This is a genomic window from Wenzhouxiangella sp. AB-CW3 (assembly GCF_014725735.1).
Classification (GTDB): Bacteria; Pseudomonadota; Gammaproteobacteria; order Xanthomonadales; family Wenzhouxiangellaceae; genus Wenzhouxiangella.
In genome coordinates this window covers 2,684,170-2,702,263 of record NZ_CP061368.1, presented here as the reverse complement: position 1 = coordinate 2,702,263, position 18,094 = coordinate 2,684,170, and the positions used below count along the sequence as shown (strand labels likewise).

At 62.5% G+C, this 18,094-nt stretch carries 16 protein-coding genes; 8 read left to right on the top strand and 8 right to left on the bottom strand.

Going from position 1 to position 18,094, the window contains the following annotated elements:
* The first annotated feature begins 11 nt into the window (after positions 1–11).
* The gene (locus IC757_RS11800; RefSeq protein ID WP_190974509.1) at positions 12–701 is read left to right on the top strand and encodes an HdaA/DnaA family protein; all 690 of its coding nucleotides are present in this window, start codon (positions 12–14) and stop codon (positions 699–701) included.
* Here IC757_RS11800 and asnB read toward each other — a convergent pair.
* The 5 genes from asnB to IC757_RS11775 all read right to left on the bottom strand — a co-directional run bounded on the left by asnB (position 695) and on the right by IC757_RS11775 (position 7,118).
* A complete protein-coding gene (asnB, locus tag IC757_RS11795) occupies positions 695–2,353 on the bottom strand; it encodes an asparagine synthase B (protein ID WP_190974508.1) in 1,659 nt (552 codons plus the stop codon). The genes IC757_RS11800 and asnB overlap by 7 nt on opposite strands.
* A 6-nt stretch (positions 2,354–2,359) precedes the next feature.
* Complete coding sequence (locus IC757_RS11790; protein WP_190974507.1) at positions 2,360–4,054, bottom strand: hypothetical protein; 1,695 nt, start codon at positions 4,052–4,054, stop codon at positions 2,360–2,362.
* A gap of 147 nt (positions 4,055–4,201) precedes the next feature.
* Positions 4,202–5,587, bottom strand: a complete 1,386-nt coding sequence (locus IC757_RS11785; RefSeq protein WP_190977016.1) for an NAD(P)(+) transhydrogenase (Re/Si-specific) subunit beta — start codon at positions 5,585–5,587, stop codon at positions 4,202–4,204.
* Positions 5,588–5,602: 15 nt separating this feature from the next.
* Positions 5,603–5,896: an NAD(P) transhydrogenase subunit alpha gene (locus tag IC757_RS11780; RefSeq protein WP_190974506.1), complete on the bottom strand. Its 294-nt coding sequence runs from the start codon at positions 5,894–5,896 to the stop codon at positions 5,603–5,605.
* Between the two features lie 109 nt (positions 5,897–6,005).
* Positions 6,006–7,118, bottom strand: a complete 1,113-nt coding sequence (locus tag IC757_RS11775) for an NAD(P) transhydrogenase subunit alpha (protein ID WP_190974505.1) — start codon at positions 7,116–7,118, stop codon at positions 6,006–6,008.
* A 286-nt stretch (positions 7,119–7,404) separates the two neighbouring features.
* On the opposite strand from IC757_RS11775, the gene IC757_RS11770 reads away from it, so the two are divergent.
* Genes IC757_RS11770 through IC757_RS11755 form a run of 4 tightly spaced genes read left to right on the top strand, consistent with a single transcriptional unit; the run spans position 7,405 to position 11,536 of the window.
* A complete protein-coding gene (locus IC757_RS11770) occupies positions 7,405–8,034 on the top strand; it encodes an OB-fold-containig protein (protein ID WP_190974504.1) in 630 nt (209 codons plus the stop codon).
* 48 nt (positions 8,035–8,082) lie between these two features.
* Positions 8,083–9,831 carry a flotillin family protein gene (locus IC757_RS11765; protein WP_190974503.1) on the top strand — a complete coding sequence of 583 codons (1,749 nt, stop codon included), beginning with the start codon at positions 8,083–8,085 and terminating at the stop codon, positions 9,829–9,831.
* A gap of 21 nt (positions 9,832–9,852) precedes the next feature.
* Positions 9,853–10,455, top strand: a complete 603-nt coding sequence (locus IC757_RS11760) for a hypothetical protein (RefSeq protein ID WP_190974502.1) — start codon at positions 9,853–9,855, stop codon at positions 10,453–10,455.
* Positions 10,439–11,536, top strand: coding sequence for a toxic anion resistance protein (locus tag IC757_RS11755; RefSeq protein ID WP_190974501.1), 1,098 nt, complete (start codon positions 10,439–10,441; stop codon positions 11,534–11,536). Before IC757_RS11760 ends, IC757_RS11755 begins: the two co-directional genes overlap by 17 nt.
* 36 nt (positions 11,537–11,572) lie before the next feature.
* On the opposite strand, the gene murU is transcribed toward IC757_RS11755, so the two are convergent.
* From murU to IC757_RS11740, 3 genes are read right to left on the bottom strand one after another with little or no spacing between them, the layout of a single operon-like run.
* Positions 11,573–12,235 carry an N-acetylmuramate alpha-1-phosphate uridylyltransferase MurU gene (gene murU, locus IC757_RS11750; RefSeq protein ID WP_190977015.1) on the bottom strand — a complete coding sequence of 221 codons (663 nt, stop codon included), beginning with the start codon at positions 12,233–12,235 and terminating at the stop codon, positions 11,573–11,575.
* A gap of 19 nt (positions 12,236–12,254) precedes the next feature.
* Positions 12,255–13,244 (bottom strand): aminoglycoside phosphotransferase family protein, encoded by a 990-nt coding sequence (locus IC757_RS11745; RefSeq protein ID WP_190974500.1) that lies wholly within the window; start codon positions 13,242–13,244, stop codon positions 12,255–12,257.
* A gap of 3 nt (positions 13,245–13,247) precedes the next feature.
* Positions 13,248–15,086: a hypothetical protein gene (locus tag IC757_RS11740; RefSeq protein ID WP_190974499.1), complete on the bottom strand. Its 1,839-nt coding sequence runs from the start codon at positions 15,084–15,086 to the stop codon at positions 13,248–13,250.
* 163 nt (positions 15,087–15,249) lie between these two features.
* Here IC757_RS11740 and IC757_RS11735 point away from each other — a divergent pair, with 163 nt between their 5' ends.
* From IC757_RS11735 to sufC, 3 genes are all read left to right on the top strand, one after another.
* A complete protein-coding gene (locus IC757_RS11735) occupies positions 15,250–15,711 on the top strand; it encodes an SUF system Fe-S cluster assembly regulator (protein ID WP_190974498.1) in 462 nt (153 codons plus the stop codon).
* Positions 15,708–17,153: a Fe-S cluster assembly protein SufB gene (sufB, locus tag IC757_RS11730; protein WP_190974497.1), complete on the top strand. Its 1,446-nt coding sequence runs from the start codon at positions 15,708–15,710 to the stop codon at positions 17,151–17,153. The genes IC757_RS11735 and sufB overlap by 4 nt, the downstream gene beginning before the upstream one ends.
* A 189-nt stretch (positions 17,154–17,342) precedes the next feature.
* Positions 17,343–18,092, top strand: coding sequence for a Fe-S cluster assembly ATPase SufC (gene sufC, locus IC757_RS11725; RefSeq protein ID WP_190974496.1), 750 nt, complete (start codon positions 17,343–17,345; stop codon positions 18,090–18,092).
* The last annotated feature ends 2 nt before the right edge of the window (positions 18,093–18,094 follow it).

Sequence of the window (18,094 nt, the reverse complement as noted above, 5' to 3'; positions counted from 1 at the left end):
TTGTCTTGCTCATGACGCATGCCCAGCTGTCGCTTTCGCTCAAGCCGCCACGACGTCCGAGTTTTGACAACTTCGTTACCGGCGATAACGGTGCGCTCATTGGCACGCTGAAAAGCGGTCTCGAGCCGGGTCAGTGGTATTTTCTGGCGGGACCGTCGGGCAGCGGTCGCAGTCATTTGCTTTGGGCTGTACTGGACCAGTGTCTGCGGCAAGGTCGGCAGGCTCAGTACATCGGCTTGAGTCAGCCGGGGCAGTTGGCCTTGCTGGAGCAGACCAGTGCCGACTGGGTGCTGGTCGACGATGCCGACTCCGTAGCCGGCAGCGAGGACGGTGAAAGGGCCCTGTTCAACGCCCTCAATCGCTGGCGGCAGGAGCGTGCCGGCGTAATGCTCAGCGGTCGTGGACGGGACGCGGTGGTGCTCCCGGATCTCAAGTCACGGCTTGGTCAGGCCACTCGCCTGACGATTTCACCGCTGGAGGAGCGTGATCTGGCCGAGTTGGTCACACGGCTGGCCCGCGAGCACGAGGTGCCATTGGGTCGGGGCGTGACTGATTACCTGCTCAGCCGGGCGCCGCGAAATGCCGGTCATCTGGTCTGCCTGGTTGAGGCGCTGGCTGCCCGAGCCCTTTCAGAGCGACGAACACTCTCCATTCCCATGGTGCGTGAACGGCTTGCCGCAGGCCGGAGTCCTTATCAGTAACTGTCGGCATGAACTCCGCGAACAGCCCGCCCTGAAGGGTCGGCCATCTGGCTGAAGCCTTCATCCCAGGCCAGGGCTTCGGGTGTGGAGCAGGCCACCGAGGGACCGGACGGGACTGTGGCCGCTGCCGCCGGTGATGGAAAGTGCCGCTCAAAGATGCGGCGGTAGAGGTACTGTTCCTTTGTGGTCGGCGGGTTGAATGGGAAGCGCTGTTCGGCCTCAAGCAATTCCCGATCGCTGACCTCCTGGTCGGCATGGTCCTTGAGTGCGTCGATCCATCCATAGCCGACACCGTCGGAAAACTGTTCCTTCTGGCGCCACAGGATCTCGTCGGGCAGCAAGCCGGTGCCGGCCTCGCGCAGAATGGCTTTCTCGGGACGGTGCTCGCCGGCCATCTTGGCCTTGGGGTCAAAGCTCATCGCCGTGTCGAGGAACTCCAGGTCGAGAAACGGAACACGCGCCTCGACACCCCAGGCCGCCATGGATTTGTTTGCGCGCAGGCAGTCATACAGGTGGAGCTTGTCGAGCTTGCGCACTGTTTCCTCATGGAACGCGCGCGCGTCGGGGGCTTTGTGAAAATACAAATAGCCGCCGAAGATCTCGTCGGCGCCTTCGCCCGAGAGCACCATTTTGATGCCCATGGCCTTGATGCGGCGGGCCAGCAGAAACATCGGGGTCGAGGCCCGCACCGTGGTGACATCAAAGGTCTCGATGTGGGCGATGACATCATCAAGCGCATCCAGGCCTTCCTGGATACTGTAATGAAATTCGTGGTGCTGGGTGCCAATGGCCTCGGCGGCGACTCGGGCAGCGGCCAAGTCGGGTGAGCCTTCCAGGCCGATGGCGAAGGAGTGAAGACGGGGCCACCATGCCGCTTCGGTGTCGTCGCTTTCAACGCGTCGGTCGGCAAATCGCTGGGCCATGGCGGCAATCAGGGAGGAGTCCAGGCCGCCGGAGAGCAGGACGCCATACGGAACATCGCACATCATCTGACGATGGACGGCGGCCTCCAGCGCCAGGCGAAGCTGGCTCGAGTCGGCCGGTTCCTGTGCCTGCTCGAAATCCTGCCAGGCCGGTTCGTACCAGCGGCGGATCTGCCCTTCGGCCGAGTCGAGCACATGACCCGGAGGAAAGGTGCGAACCTGCGCACAACGCGGTTCAATGGCTTTCATTTCGGAGGCCACCCAGAGCATGCCTTGATCGTCACGTCCGTAATACAGCGGCATGACTCCGATGGGATCGCGGGCGACCAGGTAGCGACCGCTGCTTTCGTCAAACAGCACGAATGCATAGATGCCGTTGAGCCGGTTCAGAAAGTCACTGCCGTGACGATCGTACAGGGCAAGAATGACCTCGCAATCCGAGCCGGTCTGGAAGTCGTAGTCCGGGCATTCGGCACGCAGTTCGCGGTGATTGTAGATCTCGCCGTTGACGCCGAGCACCCGGTTGCGGTCGGGGCTGAACAGGGGCTGGGCACCGGAGTCGATGTCGACGATGGCCAGGCGCTCGTGAACAAGGATGGCGCGGTCATTGACATAAATGCCGCTCCAGTCGGGGCCACGATGACGCTGGCGGCGTGATGCCTCCAGTGCAATACCCCGCAGGCCACGCTGGCCTGCGGGGATGTCGAAGATTCCAAGTATGGAGCACATCTCTGTTCAGTCTCGCAGTTGAACCCGGCTCTTGATTTCCACGCCCGCGGTTGTCAGGTGCAGCGAAAAATCGGAATAACCGTAGATTTCGGCCAGCAATCTGAACATTTCTTCATCATCGCCTAGCTCGAGTTCGGTGTCGGCATCCTCAAGCTGGGTCTGGATCTCGGACATCATGTCCTCCATCAGGCGGCCGTAGGCGGCGAAGTCGATGCCGACATGGGCAATGGCGCTACCCGCCTCGCCGGGCTCAAGCAGGTGCATGAGCTGATCCTTCTGTTCTTCACCCAGGGCCACACCCAGAGCGTTGTCGCCCATGGCGATCCATGCACTGACACCCTGGGTGTCCGGCACGATACCCTCGGGAAGCCGCTGGGGTTCACCACCCGGCTCCAGGGAAACGGCCGCCAGTTCGGGGGAAAACATCTGCGCCATGCCGACGATCATCTGCGGGTTGCGCATGAACACGGCCAGTGAACCCGAGGCGTCCTCCACGCTCTTCATGTCTTGGCCGATGACGGCCCGATCCAGGCGCGCACGCACTCCCTGCAGGTTGGTGACCATGGGCGGGATGGGGCGATTGACGGCCAGTTGCCATTCAGACGCGTTGTCTCGAATACCTGCAAACAGCTCGCATTGTGGCGGATTGTCGACCCAGCCGGTGATCATGTCGCGGACAAAATCCCGGGCCGCAACGAGATTGAAGGCCAGGCCGAAACTGAACATGGCCTCGGCATCCCCTTCCAGGCTGACCGGGGCATCGGCGATTTTCGCCAGACGTTCTCCCAGCGCGGGGTCGGTCTCGAACTTCGTGCCGGAATAGAGCTCGCCATCCTCAAAACTGTAGTAACCGGTTGAAATACGCGGCATCTGGCTGACCAGGGTGCGCAGTTCGGCATCGCAGGCGGGATCGGCGAGCAGGCCCTGTACGCCGGCGGCCAGATGCACGGGACCGGCGAGTTCATCATCGTCGTCCAGCAGGCGCTCGAACAGTCGACCGAATTCGAGAAATCCGCTGGTCTGCGGCAAGAACCCGCGTTCTTCGTTGAACCGGGACAGGTCCGACGGGGTGTAGGCGGTGGTTGGGCGTTCCAGGTCGGCCACGCGACGCAGCAGACGGGAGTCGTCGGGTATCAGCGCGGCGGTCACAAAGTACTCGTCGTGACGCAGCGCCAGGCCAAAGTCGCCCATTTCGATCCAGAGCACTTCCGCATCATCGATCTCACGCCAAGGCAATGCAACGCCCGCGTTCTCGCCAATGCGTTCCAGCATGGCCGAAAAGGCCGCGGCGTCGGTCAATTGCCAGTGCAGCACCGGAAACAGAGAAAGGCTGTGTACGGCCCAGAGGCCGTTGCCGTGCAGGCCACGCGCCTCGAAGGCTTCGCGGCTGTCAAAGTTCACAAGCTCCTCGACCAGCGCTGCCAGCAGGGGATGATCGTAGGCTTCAGGCATGGCCTCATAGGCTTCGCGATTGCCTTCCGCCATTGGCCCGAACATGTCCCAAATACGTTCGCTGATGTCCTCAGGCAGCGGCTCGAGGTTGGCCATGAGGTAGGCGGCGTCGGCGTCGATGCGTTCGAAAAGCTCGGCCTTCAGGCCGGCATTCACCTCGGGTGCGGCGGGTTCGGGTCGGTCGTCATCACGGCTGCAGCCCACCATGATCAGGGCGGCGAGCAGGATTGCCAGGGTAGTCGGTTTCATAGGGCTGTCTCCGTTTGGTTCGCTCGTGGTGCTAGTGTTATACAACACCAACACACTTGTCAAGTATTTCCAAAGTGCAGGGCAGGGCGTCCCTCCTGCCTGAAGGTCGCCCTGACTGCAGTCGTTCTGGCTGTTCCCTTGCGCGGTCTAGCCCAGCGCCTTGACCCCCGAAATCAGCGCCTGCGCGACCTTTTGCGCGTCGCCGTAGAGCATACGCGTATTGTCCTCGAAAAACAGCAGGTTCTCGATGCCGGAAAACCCGGTGCCCTGGCCACGCTTGATGACGATGCAGTTCTTGGCTCGATCGACATCGAGAATGGGCATGCCGTAGATCGGGCTGGAGGTGTCCTTGCGAGCTGCCGGGTTGACCACGTCATTGGCGCCAATGACCAGCGCCACGTCGGTGGTCGGGAACTGGGCATTGATGTCTTCGAGGTCGAAGATCATGTCATAGGGTACGCCGGCCTCGGCCAGCAGCACGTTCATGTGTCCGGGCATGCGCCCGGCAACCGGGTGGATGGCAAAACTGACTTTCACGCCACGAGAGGTCAGCAGCTCGGTCAGCTCCCAGATCTTGTGTTGGGCCTGGGCGACGGCCATGCCATAGCCGGGCACGATGATGACCTTGTCCGCGTAGGCCATCTGAATGGCGGCGTCGGTGCCATCGATGGACTTCATTTCACCGGACGCGGCCACGCCGGCACCGTCTTCATCGGCTTTGCCGAAGCCGGAGAACAGCACGTTGGACAGCGGTCGGTTCATGGCCTTGGCCATAAGCTGGGTCAGCAGTGTGCCGGCCGCACCGACCACGATGCCGGCGATCATCAGTGCCGGAATTTCCAGCACATAGCCCTTGAAGCCGACGGCAATGCCGGTCAGGGCGTTGTAAAGGGAAATCACTACCGGCATGTCGGCACCGCCAATGGGTACGGTGATGAGGATGCCGGCGATCAGGGCGAGCAGGAAGAAGGCAAGCAACAGGGCAGGTGTTGGCCCGTCAATGAAAATCCAGGCACCAACTACCAGGGTGGCGGTGAACACGGCCAGGTTGAGCAGTTGCTGGCCCGGAAAGCGCCAGGTCTTGCGCATCCAACCCTGCAGCTTGGCAAAAGCCACCAGTGAGCCGGAAAACGCAATCGAGCCGATAATGGCACCAAACGCGGCGACCAGTAGGGTGGTCGGCACCATACTGACCTGCCCGGAGTGGAGCTTGAGCAACTCGACTGCGGCGATTGCGGCTGCCGAGCCACCGCCCATGCCGTTGTAAAGCGCGATCATCTGCGGCATGTCGGTCATGGCGACGATCCGCGCCCACCACCAGGCCAGCGCCGAGGCCGAAACCAGTGCGACAATCATCAGGCCGTAGTTGCCTTCGACCTTGGGGTGGACGAATGTCACCAGTACGGCCAGGGCCATGGCCACGCCGGCCCAGATCATGCCGGCCCGGGCGGTGACCGGAGAGCTCATGGCCTTGAGGCCGTAAATGAACAGGACCGCGGCAGTGAAATAAGCGGCAGGTACGATGAAGTCCAGTCCTGGCATCATGATTTATTCCTTCTTGTTCTTGTCGGAAGACTTGAACATCTCGAGCATGCGCTCGGTGACCACGTAGCCCCCGACTGCATTGCCGGCGCCAAGAAACACGGCGATGAAGCCAACGATGATCTCGGCGGTGGTGTCGGCCATGCCCAGCACGACCATGCCGCCGACCACCACGATGCCGTGGATGAAGTTCGATCCGGACATTAGCGGCGTGTGCAGAATGGCCGGTACCCGGCGGATGACCTCGATTCCGGCAAATGCCGCCAGCATGAAGATGTAAAGCGCAATCCAGCCTTCCATGGCTTACTCCTGAATGTTTGTGCTCACCAGGGAGGCACTGAGTTCACAGGGAAAAGTCAAAGAGCGTGATTCTTGAGTCCTCTGTGTCCTCTGTGTCTCTGAGGTGGGCTTACTTGAATTTCTCGTGGACGACCTGGCCGTCGTGGGCGAGCAGACAGCCGGCGATGACTTCGTCTTCGGTGTCGACCTTCAACTCGCCTTCCTCGTCGATGAGCAGGGCGAGCAGGTTGTGGATGTTCTTGGCATACATTTCCGAAGCGTGCAGCGGTGCACGCGAAGGCAGATTGGTCGGCCCGTTGATCAGAACGCCCTTGTGGTTGACCGTTTCGCCGGGGCGGGTCAGTTCACAGTTGCCGCCGGTCTCGGCGGCCAGATCCACGATCACGCTTCCCGGAGCCATGTCGTCGACCATGGCCGAGGTGATGATCTTCGGCGCCGACCGGCCGGGGATGGCCGCGGTGGAGACCACCACGTCGGCCTTCGCCAGGTGGCGTGCAAGTGCTTCGGCCTGCTGTTCCCGTTCCTCGTCGGTCAGCTCACGGGCGTAGCCGCCCTCGGTTTCGGCATCCACCCCGGTATCGATCATCTTTGCGCCCAGCGACTCTACCTGCTCGCGGGCCGCGGCTCGAATGTCGTAAGCCTCGACCTGGGCACCAAGCCGGCGTGCCGTGGCGATGGCCTGCAGGCCGGCGACCCCGGCGCCGATCACCACTGCCTTGGCCGGCCGCAGGGTGCCGGCGGCCGTGGTCAGCATGGGAAATAGCCTGGGTGCTATGTCGGCGGCGATGATCACCGCCTTGTATCCGGCAATGGTCGCCTGCGACGAGAGCACATCCATGGCCTGGGCCCGGGTAATGCGCGGCACCAGCTCCATGGCGATCAACGACAGGCCGTCATCGGCAGCCTGCCTGAGCGGATCGAAATCCTGGTAGGGCACGAGTTGTCCGATAACAACCGTGCCCGAGCCGGCCGCCTTGAGTATTTCCGGCTCCGGGCGGCGTACGCTCAACAGGACATCGGCACGGGAAGCCACATCGGTCGCGCCAGCCACGATCTCGCAATCTCCCCACGACTCGTCGGGATGACCTGACTCGCTGCCGGCACCGGATTCGACGAGGACCTGGTGCCCGGCCTGAGTCAGCTTGGCGGCGGTGGGAGGATCCAGCGCGACACGTCGTTCACCGCTGGCTGTTTCCTTAACGATTCCGATCTTGAGCGTCATGTTATTCCCTCTTCCATGGAACTAGAGTGTATCCGCAGGCCACCGGCAGGTTCAATCACCGACTGTGAGTCCCGTGAGGGCCGATCAGCATATTACATAGTACGTCGCAGCGACACGGTGCGTTAAATACGAGCCGGTTATGTGGGTATCCCGCGAAGTGTTCGATCTTGGTTCCATTATCGCGACGGGAGCATGAGGGTGCACCAAAGATGGCAAAGCCGGTGCGAAAGGTATTATGATCTGTATCGGGAATTAGAACCATAGCAACTGACGGGGACTGCGTTTGGTGCCGGAAATCGCTTTCGGGGAGCTGTTTGAGCCTGCATTTCAACCATTTGTCATCGCGGCGATCATCGTTGCGCTGATTGCGTTGCTTGAAATTGTGTCCGCCGTCTTCGGGCTGGCGATTTCCAGTGTGCTGGATGATTTTCTGCCCGGGCTGGACATCGATGGCGATGCGGATGCCGGCATGCTGTCGTGGCTGGGATTTGGTCACGCCCCGTTTCTGGTGGTGTTGATCGTCATCCTGTCGGTGTTCTCTGTTGCCGGCATTCTGATCCAGGCGCTTGCCCTGGGCTGGCTGGGCTGGGCGCTCTGGCCGGCACTGGCCGTTGTCATCGCGCTGGGCATCAGCCTGCCACTGGCCGGCTGGCTGTCACGACGGCTGGCCTGGTTGATTCCCAGTGTCGAAAGCTCGGGCATTCATCGTGACGAGCTGGTCGGCCGCAGTGGACGAATCACTCTGGGCACGGCAACCGGCGAGCGTACCGCGGAAGCCGAAGTGGTTGATCCCAATGGATTGCGTCACTGGATTCGGGTGCGTGCCGAGCGCGGCGAGACGATCGAGCCGGGCGCGGAAGTGCGCATCATTGAAAGGGAGAGCCGTTCGCTGTTTGTTGCCCGGCGGCAAGGTTGAAATCTTTGATCATTAGCTGACCACATTCGCTGAACAACTGGAGGGAGAATGAATACATCCGTTTTGATGACCATACCCGGCATCATTGTTTCCGCCCTGGTGGCCATCGGCCTGATCTATGCCGCCCTTTACAAGAAGGTGCCGCGCGGGATCGCCCTGGTGCGCACTGGCATGGGCGGCAGAAAAGTCATCATCGATGGGGGCTGCCTGCGCCTGCCGGTGTTCCACGAAGTCCGGGAGGTCAACCTGTCCACCGTGCAGTTGACCGTGCGCCGCAATGGCGAAGATGCGCTGATTACGCGCGACAGCCTGCGCGTGGATGCCACCGTGGACTTCTACGTCTCGGTCGAGGAGAGCGACGATGGCGTGGCTCAGGCCGCGCGCACCCTGGGTGACAGGACCTTTGACCCCGACAAGTTGCGCGAGCTCATCGAGGGCAAGCTGGTCGACGCGTTGCGTGCCGTTGCCGCCGAGCAGGACATGATGAACCTGCACGAGAACCGGCAGGACTTTGTCCAGCGCGTCCAGGAGATCGTCGCCACCGACCTGTCGAAGAACGGTCTGCAGCTCGAATCGGTCTCCCTGACCGGGCTCGATCAGACATCCACCGACAATCTCAATCCGAACAACATGTTCAACGCCACGGCGTTGAAGCTGACCGCCGAGCGCGTGGCCCGAGAAACCCAGGCACGGGCGGAAGCCGAGGCAAATGCCAGGATTGCCGATGCGCGCGAAGCAGCTCGTGCCGAGGAAGAAACGATCCGTGCGCGCGAGACAGTGGAGCGTTCGGAAATCGAGAAGGAACGGGGGGTGGCGATCTACCGTTCCGAAAGCCAGGCCGAGTCGAGAAAGGCCGAGATTGCCTCCAACCAGGCCGCCGAAAACGCCGAGCTGGAGAAGGATGAAGCGCTGCGTGCGCGGGCCATCGAGCGTGACCGCAAGCTCAAGATTTCCGAGCAGGAGCAGCGTATTGCCGTGGCCGAGAAGTCGGAAAGCGAATCGCAGGCCCAGGCCCGTGCCGAGCAGGCCCGGCAGGAACGCGTGGTGGCCGAGGAAGCGGTGCGAACCGCCCAGGAGCAGGCTGCCGCCGAACGTCAGAAGCAGGTCAGCGTGATCCGCGCCCAGGAGGAGGCGGAAGTCGATGCCACGCGGGTGCGGGTTTCGGCCGGTGCCAGCCGCGAGGCCGTGGAACTGGAAGCGCGCGGTCGCAGCGAGGCGGTGGAACTGGAAGCGCGGGGTCGTCGCCAGGCCGCCGAGCAGGACAAGGAAGCCGCGGAATTCCGCGCCCAGGCCTTGCGTGCCGAGAAGGAGGCCGAAGCCGAGGGGATTCAGGCCGTCAACGAGGCCAAGAACACCCTGTCGTCGCAACTTATCGCGCACGCCGAGCGCTTGCGCGAACTGGAAGTGGCACCCGAGGTGCTGCGCGAACTGGTCGCTCCCTTCGACGGGGTGGGAGAAAACATGCGCTCGGTGTTCATCCATGGCCTGGGCAATGCGAATGCCAATGGCAACGGTGCCGAGGGCGGTTCCGGCCAGGGCGGCCAGCCACGCTCGGTCATGGAGGACCTGTTCGGTCAGATCATGAACTATTCGACTGTCGGTCCGGCGCTCAAGGAGATCGGCGGGCAACTGGGCATCGACCTGGCCGAAACACTCAAGAATGGCTCGCTCAAGCGGGTTGATGGCGGTGCAGAGGCGGCCGCGAGTGATCGCAGCGCAGACGCCGGGGAAGCTCCGGCCGACGCCGGTGGTAGTGGCAGCGGCAGCCAGTCTCAAGCACAATCGGACAGGGACTGATCGCAATTCTGTCCGGGCAGCATGCGACGTAGTCTGCTTGACATGCAGGTGGCCGCCGGCGCGGTGGTGGTGTCAGTGGCCGGTTTTTCGCTGGGCGGTGTCTTTGCCTGGGGCGGGCTGGCCCTGGCAGCCGGCGGCGCGACGCTCTACGGCATGCGCTTTCGTCCCGCCCCCGGGCATGATGCCGACAACGGGCGATCCACCGCGAACGCCGGTGTAGCCGATGTGCTTTGGGCCGATGCCGAGCGGGCGTTGCGGATACTCGACCGGTATCCCGACGAGGGTGAGCTGGCCGAGCCGGTCATCCGACTGGCCCGCCTGGCGCGTCGGGCGGTGGAACGCGGCCGGCGCAGCCCGGCCGACCCGGCTGCGGCGCGCACCCGTCATGTGCTGTGCCTGGCTGCCGAAACCCTGGCTGCATTTGACGACAGCGAGCCCGGCCGGAGGCAAAGGCGTTTGCAGCGCATGCGCGAGGTCCTCGACGAAGCGGCTGAGACCCTGGCCCGGGACGCCGGGTTGGATGCCGAAGACCAGGCGCTGTGCGTGCGCCTGCGGGTGCTCGAACAGGAACTGAAGAACATGCCAATTGAAGGAGGCAGCGATGGAAATGACCACCACGATTGAGACCGAGCCGCGACAGGATGAAGCCGTACGCCGGGAGGTGGAGGTCTTTCTGGGCGATGCTTCCCGCGCTTTTGATCTTGAGGCCGCGCGTGCCGAGAAGCAGGCGCTGATCGAGCAGATCAAGGGAGATTTTTCCTGGGAGCAGCCCGAGCAGTTCGCCGCTGACCAGGCCACCGGGGTTTCACAGTTTGCCGATACCATCGTCGAGGGAGTGCGTTCGGCCAACCTGGGCAGCGTGCACGACCACCTGACCGAACTGCGCATGGTCAGCAAACGGCTCAGCGGACAACTGGAGCCTTCCGGTTTCCTGTCGCGTTTCTTTTTCAACGCTCGCAAGGCGCTGGAGCGTTTCGCCGCCGACTGGAGCACTGTTGACGGGCAGATCAACCAGGTCATTGCCACGCTGGAGCGTGACAAGCGCGGCAGTCTGATCACCATCGAGAATCTGCGCGAGATCGGCCAGGAAGCCATCGACAATTTCCGACACATGGCCGCCGCCATCGTGGCCGGGCAGGAGATCCTGGCAGAGGAGCGGGAACGGCTGGCTGGGCTCAAGAAGGAGGTTGATGCGGCCGACGACCCTGTTCAGGCCGCCGAGCTGCGTCAACTCGAGCAGCGAGCCGACGTGTTCGACCGCCGTCTGACCAATCTCGAAAAAAGCCGGGCCATTGCCGCCGGCATGATTCCCACCATCCAGCAGACCCTGCACAGCGAGATCATCGTCAGCGAGGAACTCGACATGGCACTCAGCCAGGCCATCCCGCTGATGAAGCAGCAACTGGCCGTGGTGGTCGAGCAGGTGCGCCAGCAGGAGCGGCTGGAATCACTGGCGGCGACGCGCAATGCCACCGAAGAGATGATGGAAGAGATTGCCGATCGGCTCGAGACCAACCAGGATATGGTCGACAAGCAGGTGCGCGAAGGCATCGCCTCGGCCGACAAGGTGGTGGAGTTTCTTCACCGGATTGGCGATACCATTGAGGAGATCGATCAGCGTCAGGCCGAGGCCCAGCGCGACCGTGCCGCAGCCCGCGATCAACTGCAGCAGGCGGTTTCAGATCTCCGGGATCGGCTGTCCTGACGGGCAGTGGCCGGGCCGGTGTCCGGGGCCGGTGAATTATGCGAGGCTGTTTCTGGCTGCTTCCAGCCGCCCGGCGGTTCCAGTGTCGAACCATTGCCCCTGAAATCGTTCGCCCTCGACCAGGCCGGCGGCAATGGCCTGTTCCAGCACGGGCCGTAACGGGCGCACGCCGGGTTCGAGGTCGGCGAACAGCCCGGGCCTGAACCAGGCAATACCGCTGAAAGTCAGTTTGATGTCCGAGTCAAGGACCATGCGCCCACTCTCGATGCCAAAGTCGCCATGTGGATGGTGCGGCGGGTTGTCGACCATGACGAGGTGGGCCAGGGCTTCTGATTCCAGTTGGCGCATACGTTTGAGTGGGTAATCGCACAGCACATCGGCGCTGATAGCCAGAAATGGCGCATCGCCAAGCAGTTCCAGAGCATGTACGATGCCGCCGGCCGTTTCCAGGGCGCCGGGCGGTTCGGGTGAATAGCGGATACGCAGCCCGAAGTTGCCACCGTCGCCCAGTTTGGCGGCGATTTGTTCGCCCAGCCAGCCCAGATTGATGACCACATCCTGGAATCCGGCGGCGGCAAGCCGGTCGAGATGATGCACGATCAGCGGTTTGCCGCCCACCTCGAGCAACGGCTTGGGCACGCTGTCGGTTAGCGGGCGCAAGCGTTCGCCGCGCCCGGCGGCAAGAATCATGGCTTTCATGGTTGGTCGTGGCATTGGTTCAATCAAGCTGACGCCGGTGCTGCCAGGCGGCAATCAGCCGTCCCAGTTCCAGGAGTTCGGGATTGCGCTCGATGGCCTGCTCCAGGTAGGCAAAGAAGCGGGGTGTGTCCTCCAGGTACCCGGATTTACCGTCGCGATAGTGGATGCGGGCGAAGATGCCAATGACTTTCAGGTGGCGTTGAACAGCCATGAAATCGCAGGTTCGTCGCCACAACCCGGCTGATTCGGGGACCGGCAGGCCGGCTGCCCGGGCACGCTGCCGATAGTTCTCCAGCCAGGTATCCACCTGTTCTTGGGGCCAGCTCAGAAAGGCATCGCGAAACAGGCAGACGGGGTCGTAACTGATGGGGCCGAGTACGGCGCCCTGAAAGTCGATGATGCCCGGGTTCGGGTCTGCCAGCATCAGATTTCTGGGCATGTAGTCTCGATGACAGAAAACCCGTGGCTGGTCCAGTGCCCACCGCACCAGCGTTGCGCAGATGCTGTCCCAGGCGTCGAGCTCTTCATCGGTGGGCTCGACCTGCCAGTGACGGTTCAAAAACCAGTCGGGGAACAGCGATACTTCGCGCAACAGCATGGCGGGATCGTATTCCGGCAGCCCACGTGGGTCGGCGTAGGTCTGCATGGTGATCAGTGCACCGAGGGCGTCGTCGAACAGTGTGGCGGCGGTGTCGGCATTCAGCACAAGGTGGTAGGGCCGTTGGCCCAGGTCTTCTAGCAACAGAAACCCCTGCTCGTGGTTCACGTGCAGTTGGTCGGGAACGTGCAGGCCCGCCCGTTCCAGACGCTGGCCGATGTCGATGAAGGCATCGAGCTTCTCGATCTCGGGAGGGGCATCCATGACCACCACCGTGCGCCCTTCGTGCGAGAGACGAAAATAGCGGCGGAAACTGGCGTCAGACCCGATCGCATCGCTGACGAAATCTTCGGGCCAGCCCAACTGATCCGCGCCCCATGATTCGGCCTGCTGGCGTCGTACGTCTTCCATTCCTTAATTTCCCAGGCCCATGCGTGCCGCCCATGATTGGCCGGCGGTCCAGCGCCATGCCTGACACCAGCTTTCCAGGCCGTCGGCATAGCGCCTGGCAAAGCCGGGGATGCTGGCGCAGAGCTGATCGATACGGTCGCGGTCTGCGGGGTGGTCGGCGGCATGGGCTTTGAGGGCGCGCTGATAGTCGGTGGCCAGCCAGGGGGGTGGGGACCACTCCGCCAGGCGGGCCCGAATTCGGTCAATGCTGTCGGCGCGCACACCGAGCAGGTCGCGCTGCAGTTGCCAGCGCAGGTCGTTGCTGCCGATCGCCGCCAGATGTCGCATCCAGCCGGCCAGCATCTCGATGCGGCTGTCGGTGTCGCCGTTGGGCAACTGATCGGCCAGTGTTTCGATCTGATCGGCCAGGAAGCGCCCCCGGTTGATCGAGCGTGGACGGTCAATGGCTTCCGGTGTCCACCTGCGAGGCTCCGGCCGTTCGTGCAGCAACATGAAGGGAAGGGCAGCGTGCAGGCTGCCCGGGTGAAGCCAGCGTGTCAGGGCACCGAATAACAGGTCCTCGTTGCCTCCTCGTGCCTGGGTGGGCAACAGCAGCTCACGATTGTCGATACCGGTCAGGGTTGTGGTCATCAGGCTGAAGTCTGTTGATGCCTGGATGGCGTCGGGCGCGCGAGCCACCCGCCGCTGGTCGACCAGTCGGCGATAGTCCTGCTCGTTTTGGCTCAGGGCTTTCAGGTGCTCGACCGGCTCGACGAACAGCCACTGCAGGCCGGAGGTGCCCGGGTCGCCCAGGGTGCCGTTGGTGCTGATGCGAATCCGGGTAGGGGTGTTCAGCTCGTGCAGGCACTGCGGGTCGAGACGTTCGAACAGATCCGGCGACTGCCCGGCATCGAGGCGGGCGAATCCTGCCGCGCTGCGGCCCAGGTAGCGGGCATGCTCGGCGAAGGGGTTGCCGGTGAATGCTTCGAATCCGGTTCCCAGCGGCTGATCGGGTTGTGGAAACTCCAGGGCGACGGTGGCGGAGGGTGAAAATCGATGCTGGTTGCAGTCTTGCCCGAGCCGGAATGCCGACAGACTGGCATCATCGTCCATCAGGGCGATGGCCTCGCCGGCGCCGAGCAACAGGGCCAGGTTGAGGCTGGCTCCGTAGCGCGGTTGCTGGTCATCGGGGCTGCCCTCGATAAACCAGTAGAGGTACTCGAACTCGACTTCGCTGTCTCGGGCCAGTTTTTTCAACAGCCTTGCGCGTTCATGCCGGTCGATGTGGTGCAGATCGATACCCAGTCGGGAGCGATAGCGCTCGACCAGGGCTGCCGCGGCGCTGATGCCCTGTTCGTCATCGCTGTCATCGAGGACGATGCAGCGGTCGAGTCCGCCGGCATCAGCGAGTGCGACCAGGCTGTCGAGCAGACGCTCCAGGGTGCCGGGCCGGTTGCAGGTGCGGATGAAAAGGCTGCTGATTCGTGCCGGATTGTCGTCCGGCTGGTTGATGGACTTCAGGTGTTGGAGCAGATCGTCCTCGCTGAGCAAAAGCCCCTGTTCGGCAAGCTGATCGAGGCGCCTGGCAAAATGGCTGGCTTGGGGCGGTGGCGCCTTGAGCTGGGCCACGGCCTGGCTGGCCTGTTCGTCGAGGCTGCGAAATCGATCGCAGGCACTCAGCAGCCGCGCATCCACGACCGACAGGTCCACCGGCTGGGCCTGGCGGCTGACCAGGAGGCGGGCCCTGGAATCCGATATCAGGCGGGCATCGAAAGGAGGCGCCATGTAGCGCGCACGATCGACCGGCGTGTCCCCATCGGCCGGGTTCGGGCTGATATCGAAACTGTAGGGATCTTGCGCCATGCTTGCCCCGGGCACTGAAAAACCGAAGTGGGAAAGTGTATCAGGGGCAGGTAGCGAAAAGCGTTCGACAATGCGGTAGGTCAGGAAAAGGTACCGTTCCGGTCTTGTTTTACCGACGCTTTGGCATCATAATATGGGACCGTATTGATCCGGTATTGACAAGATGCTGCGCATCAGCAAGTTGACTGATTACGCCACCGTGGTGCTGGCGGCACTGGCCCGGGATCCCGAGCAGCGGATCTCGGCCAGTCAGTTGGCCGATCAGGTTCGACTGGAAACTCCCACGGTGGCCAAGGTGCTCAAGACACTGGCCCGGGCCGGGCTGGTCAATTCAGTACGTGGCGTCAATGGCGGATATCAGTTGGCCCATTCGGCCGAAGATATCTCCGTGGCCGAGATTGTCTCGGCCATGGAAGGGCCCATCGCCCTGACAGAGTGCGGGCTGGAGCCGGGGCTGTGCTCGCATGAATCCGATTGCAGCCTGCGCGGCAACTGGCAGCGCATCGGTCAAGCCGTGGAAGGTGCACTGAGTGCCCTGAGCCTGGCCGACTTGGCTCGGCCGCAGCCACCCCGGATCGCCATTCGCGCCGAATCCACCGTTGAAACAACGCGGAAAATCTCATGAACCAGACTGTCGAACAAGTCGAACGCCACATTCAGCAGCGCTACAAGGCCGGTTTCTATACCGACATCGAGTCCGACCGTGTGCGCGCGGGGCTGGATGAGGAGATCATTGCCATGATCTCGGCCAAGAAGGAAGAGCCCGAATGGCTGCTGGAATGGCGCCTGAAGGCGTTTCATCAGTGGCAGAAGATGGTCGGTCCGGACTGGGCGCATCTGAATTTGCCGGCCATCGACTTTCAGAAGATCCACTACTACGCCGCGCCCAAGCAGAAGAACCGGCCCAAGAGCCTCGACGAGGTCGATCCCAAGCTGCTCGAGACCTTCGACAAGCTCGGAGTGCCCCTGCATGAACGCGCGCGCCTGGCCGGCGTGGCCGTCGATGCCGTGTTCGATTCGGTGTCGGTCGGCACCACGTTCCAGAAGGAACTCAAGGAAGCGGGCGTCATCTTCTGTTCGTTCTCCGAGGCGGTGCGCGACTATCCCGACCTGGTGCGCGAGTATCTGGGCTCCGTTGTGCCCTTCACCGACAATTACTTCGCCGCGCTCAACTCGGCGGTGTTTTCCGACGGCTCGTTCGTCTATATACCCAAAGACACACGTTGCCCGATGGAGCTGTCGACCTATTTCCGCATCAACGCGCGCGACACCGGTCAGTTCGAGCGCACGCTGATCGTTGCCGAGCCCGGCAGCCATGTCAGTTACCTGGAAGGCTGCACCGCGCCCATGCGCGACGAGAACCAGCTGCATGCCGCGGTCGTCGAGCTGGTTGCCAAGCAGAAGGCGCATATCAAGTACTCGACCGTGCAGAACTGGTATCCGGGTGACGAGAACGGCAAGGGTGGCATCTACAATTTTGTCACCAAGCGCGGCGACTGCCGCGAGGATGACTCGCGCATCACCTGGACGCAGGTCGAGACCGGATCGGCGATTACCTGGAAATATCCGTCGTGCGTTCTGCGCGGTGATCGTTCTTCCGGCGAGTTCTATTCGGTCGCACTGACCCATAATCATCAGCAGGCCGATACCGGCACCAAGATGATTCACCTGGGTCGTGACACCACCAGCAAGATCATCGCCAAGGGCATCTCGGCCGGCAAGAGCCAGAACAGTTATCGCGGCCTGGTGCGCATGGCCAAGCGGGCCAAGAACGCGCGCAACTACACCCAGTGCGATTCCTTGCTGATCGGCAAGCAGTGCGGTGCGCACACTTTCCCCTACATTGAATCGTTCAACCCGACGGCGAAAGTCGAGCACGAGGCGACGACCTCACAGATCGGCGAAGACCAGCTCTTCTACTGCCGCTCGCGCGGCCTGGACGAAGAAGAGTCCGTTGCCCTGATCGTCGACGGTTTCTGCAAGGAAGTGTTCAAGGAACTGCCGATGGAGTTCGCGGTGGAAGCCAAGGCCTTGCTAGAGATCTCGCTGGAAGGGGCGGTTGGCTGAGCCGTGAACGAAACCCGCGTAGGTCGGGGTTGCATCCCCGACGGACGAGATTTCCGGTTTCGACACGCCTAGCTATGCGCATACAGGATCACGACGTCGTCCGTCGGGGATGCAACCCCGACCTACGCCAGAGTTGGAACGAGAAAGTGCCCCACGGTGGGCCAACCATCAAGACGGATATAGAACGCAATGCTCAAGATCACCAATCTCCACGTCACTATCGACAATAAACCCATCCTCAAGGGCCTGAATCTCCAGATCGGCCCCGGTGAGCTGCACGCCATCATGGGCCCGAATGGTTCGGGCAAGTCCACGCTGGGTTATGCCCTGGCCGGTCGCGAGGGCTACCAAATCGCCGAGGGTTCGGTGGAGTTCGAGGGGCAGGACATCGCCGAGATGGAGCCCGAAGAGCGGGCCGCGGCCGGCTTGTTCCTGGCCTTCCAGTATCCGGTCGAGATTCCCGGCGTGAACAACGCTTATTTCCTGCGCGCCGCGCTCAATGCCCAGCGCAAGGCCCGCGGTGAGGAGGAGGTCGACTCGATGAGTTTTCTCAAGGAGGTGCGCGAGTCGCTGCGCAGCCTGAAGATGGATGAGTCGCTGCTCAAGCGCGCTGTCAACGAGGGCTTCTCCGGTGGTGAAAAGAAGCGCAACGAGATCGTGCAGATGGCCGTGCTGAATCCGATACTGGCTGTGCTGGACGAGACCGATTCGGGGCTGGATATCGATGCGCTCAAGCTGGTTGCCGAGGGCATCAATCGCCAGCGTGACGACAAGCGCTCGTTCCTGGTCATCACCCATTACCAGCGTTTGCTCGAGTATCTCGAACCGGACCACGTTCATGTACTCTCCGATGGCCGTATCGTCGAGTCCGGCGGCAAGGAGCTGGCCGAGCGGCTTGAGCGCGAAGGTTACGGTTTTCTGGAAGCGGCCGAGGCTTGAGC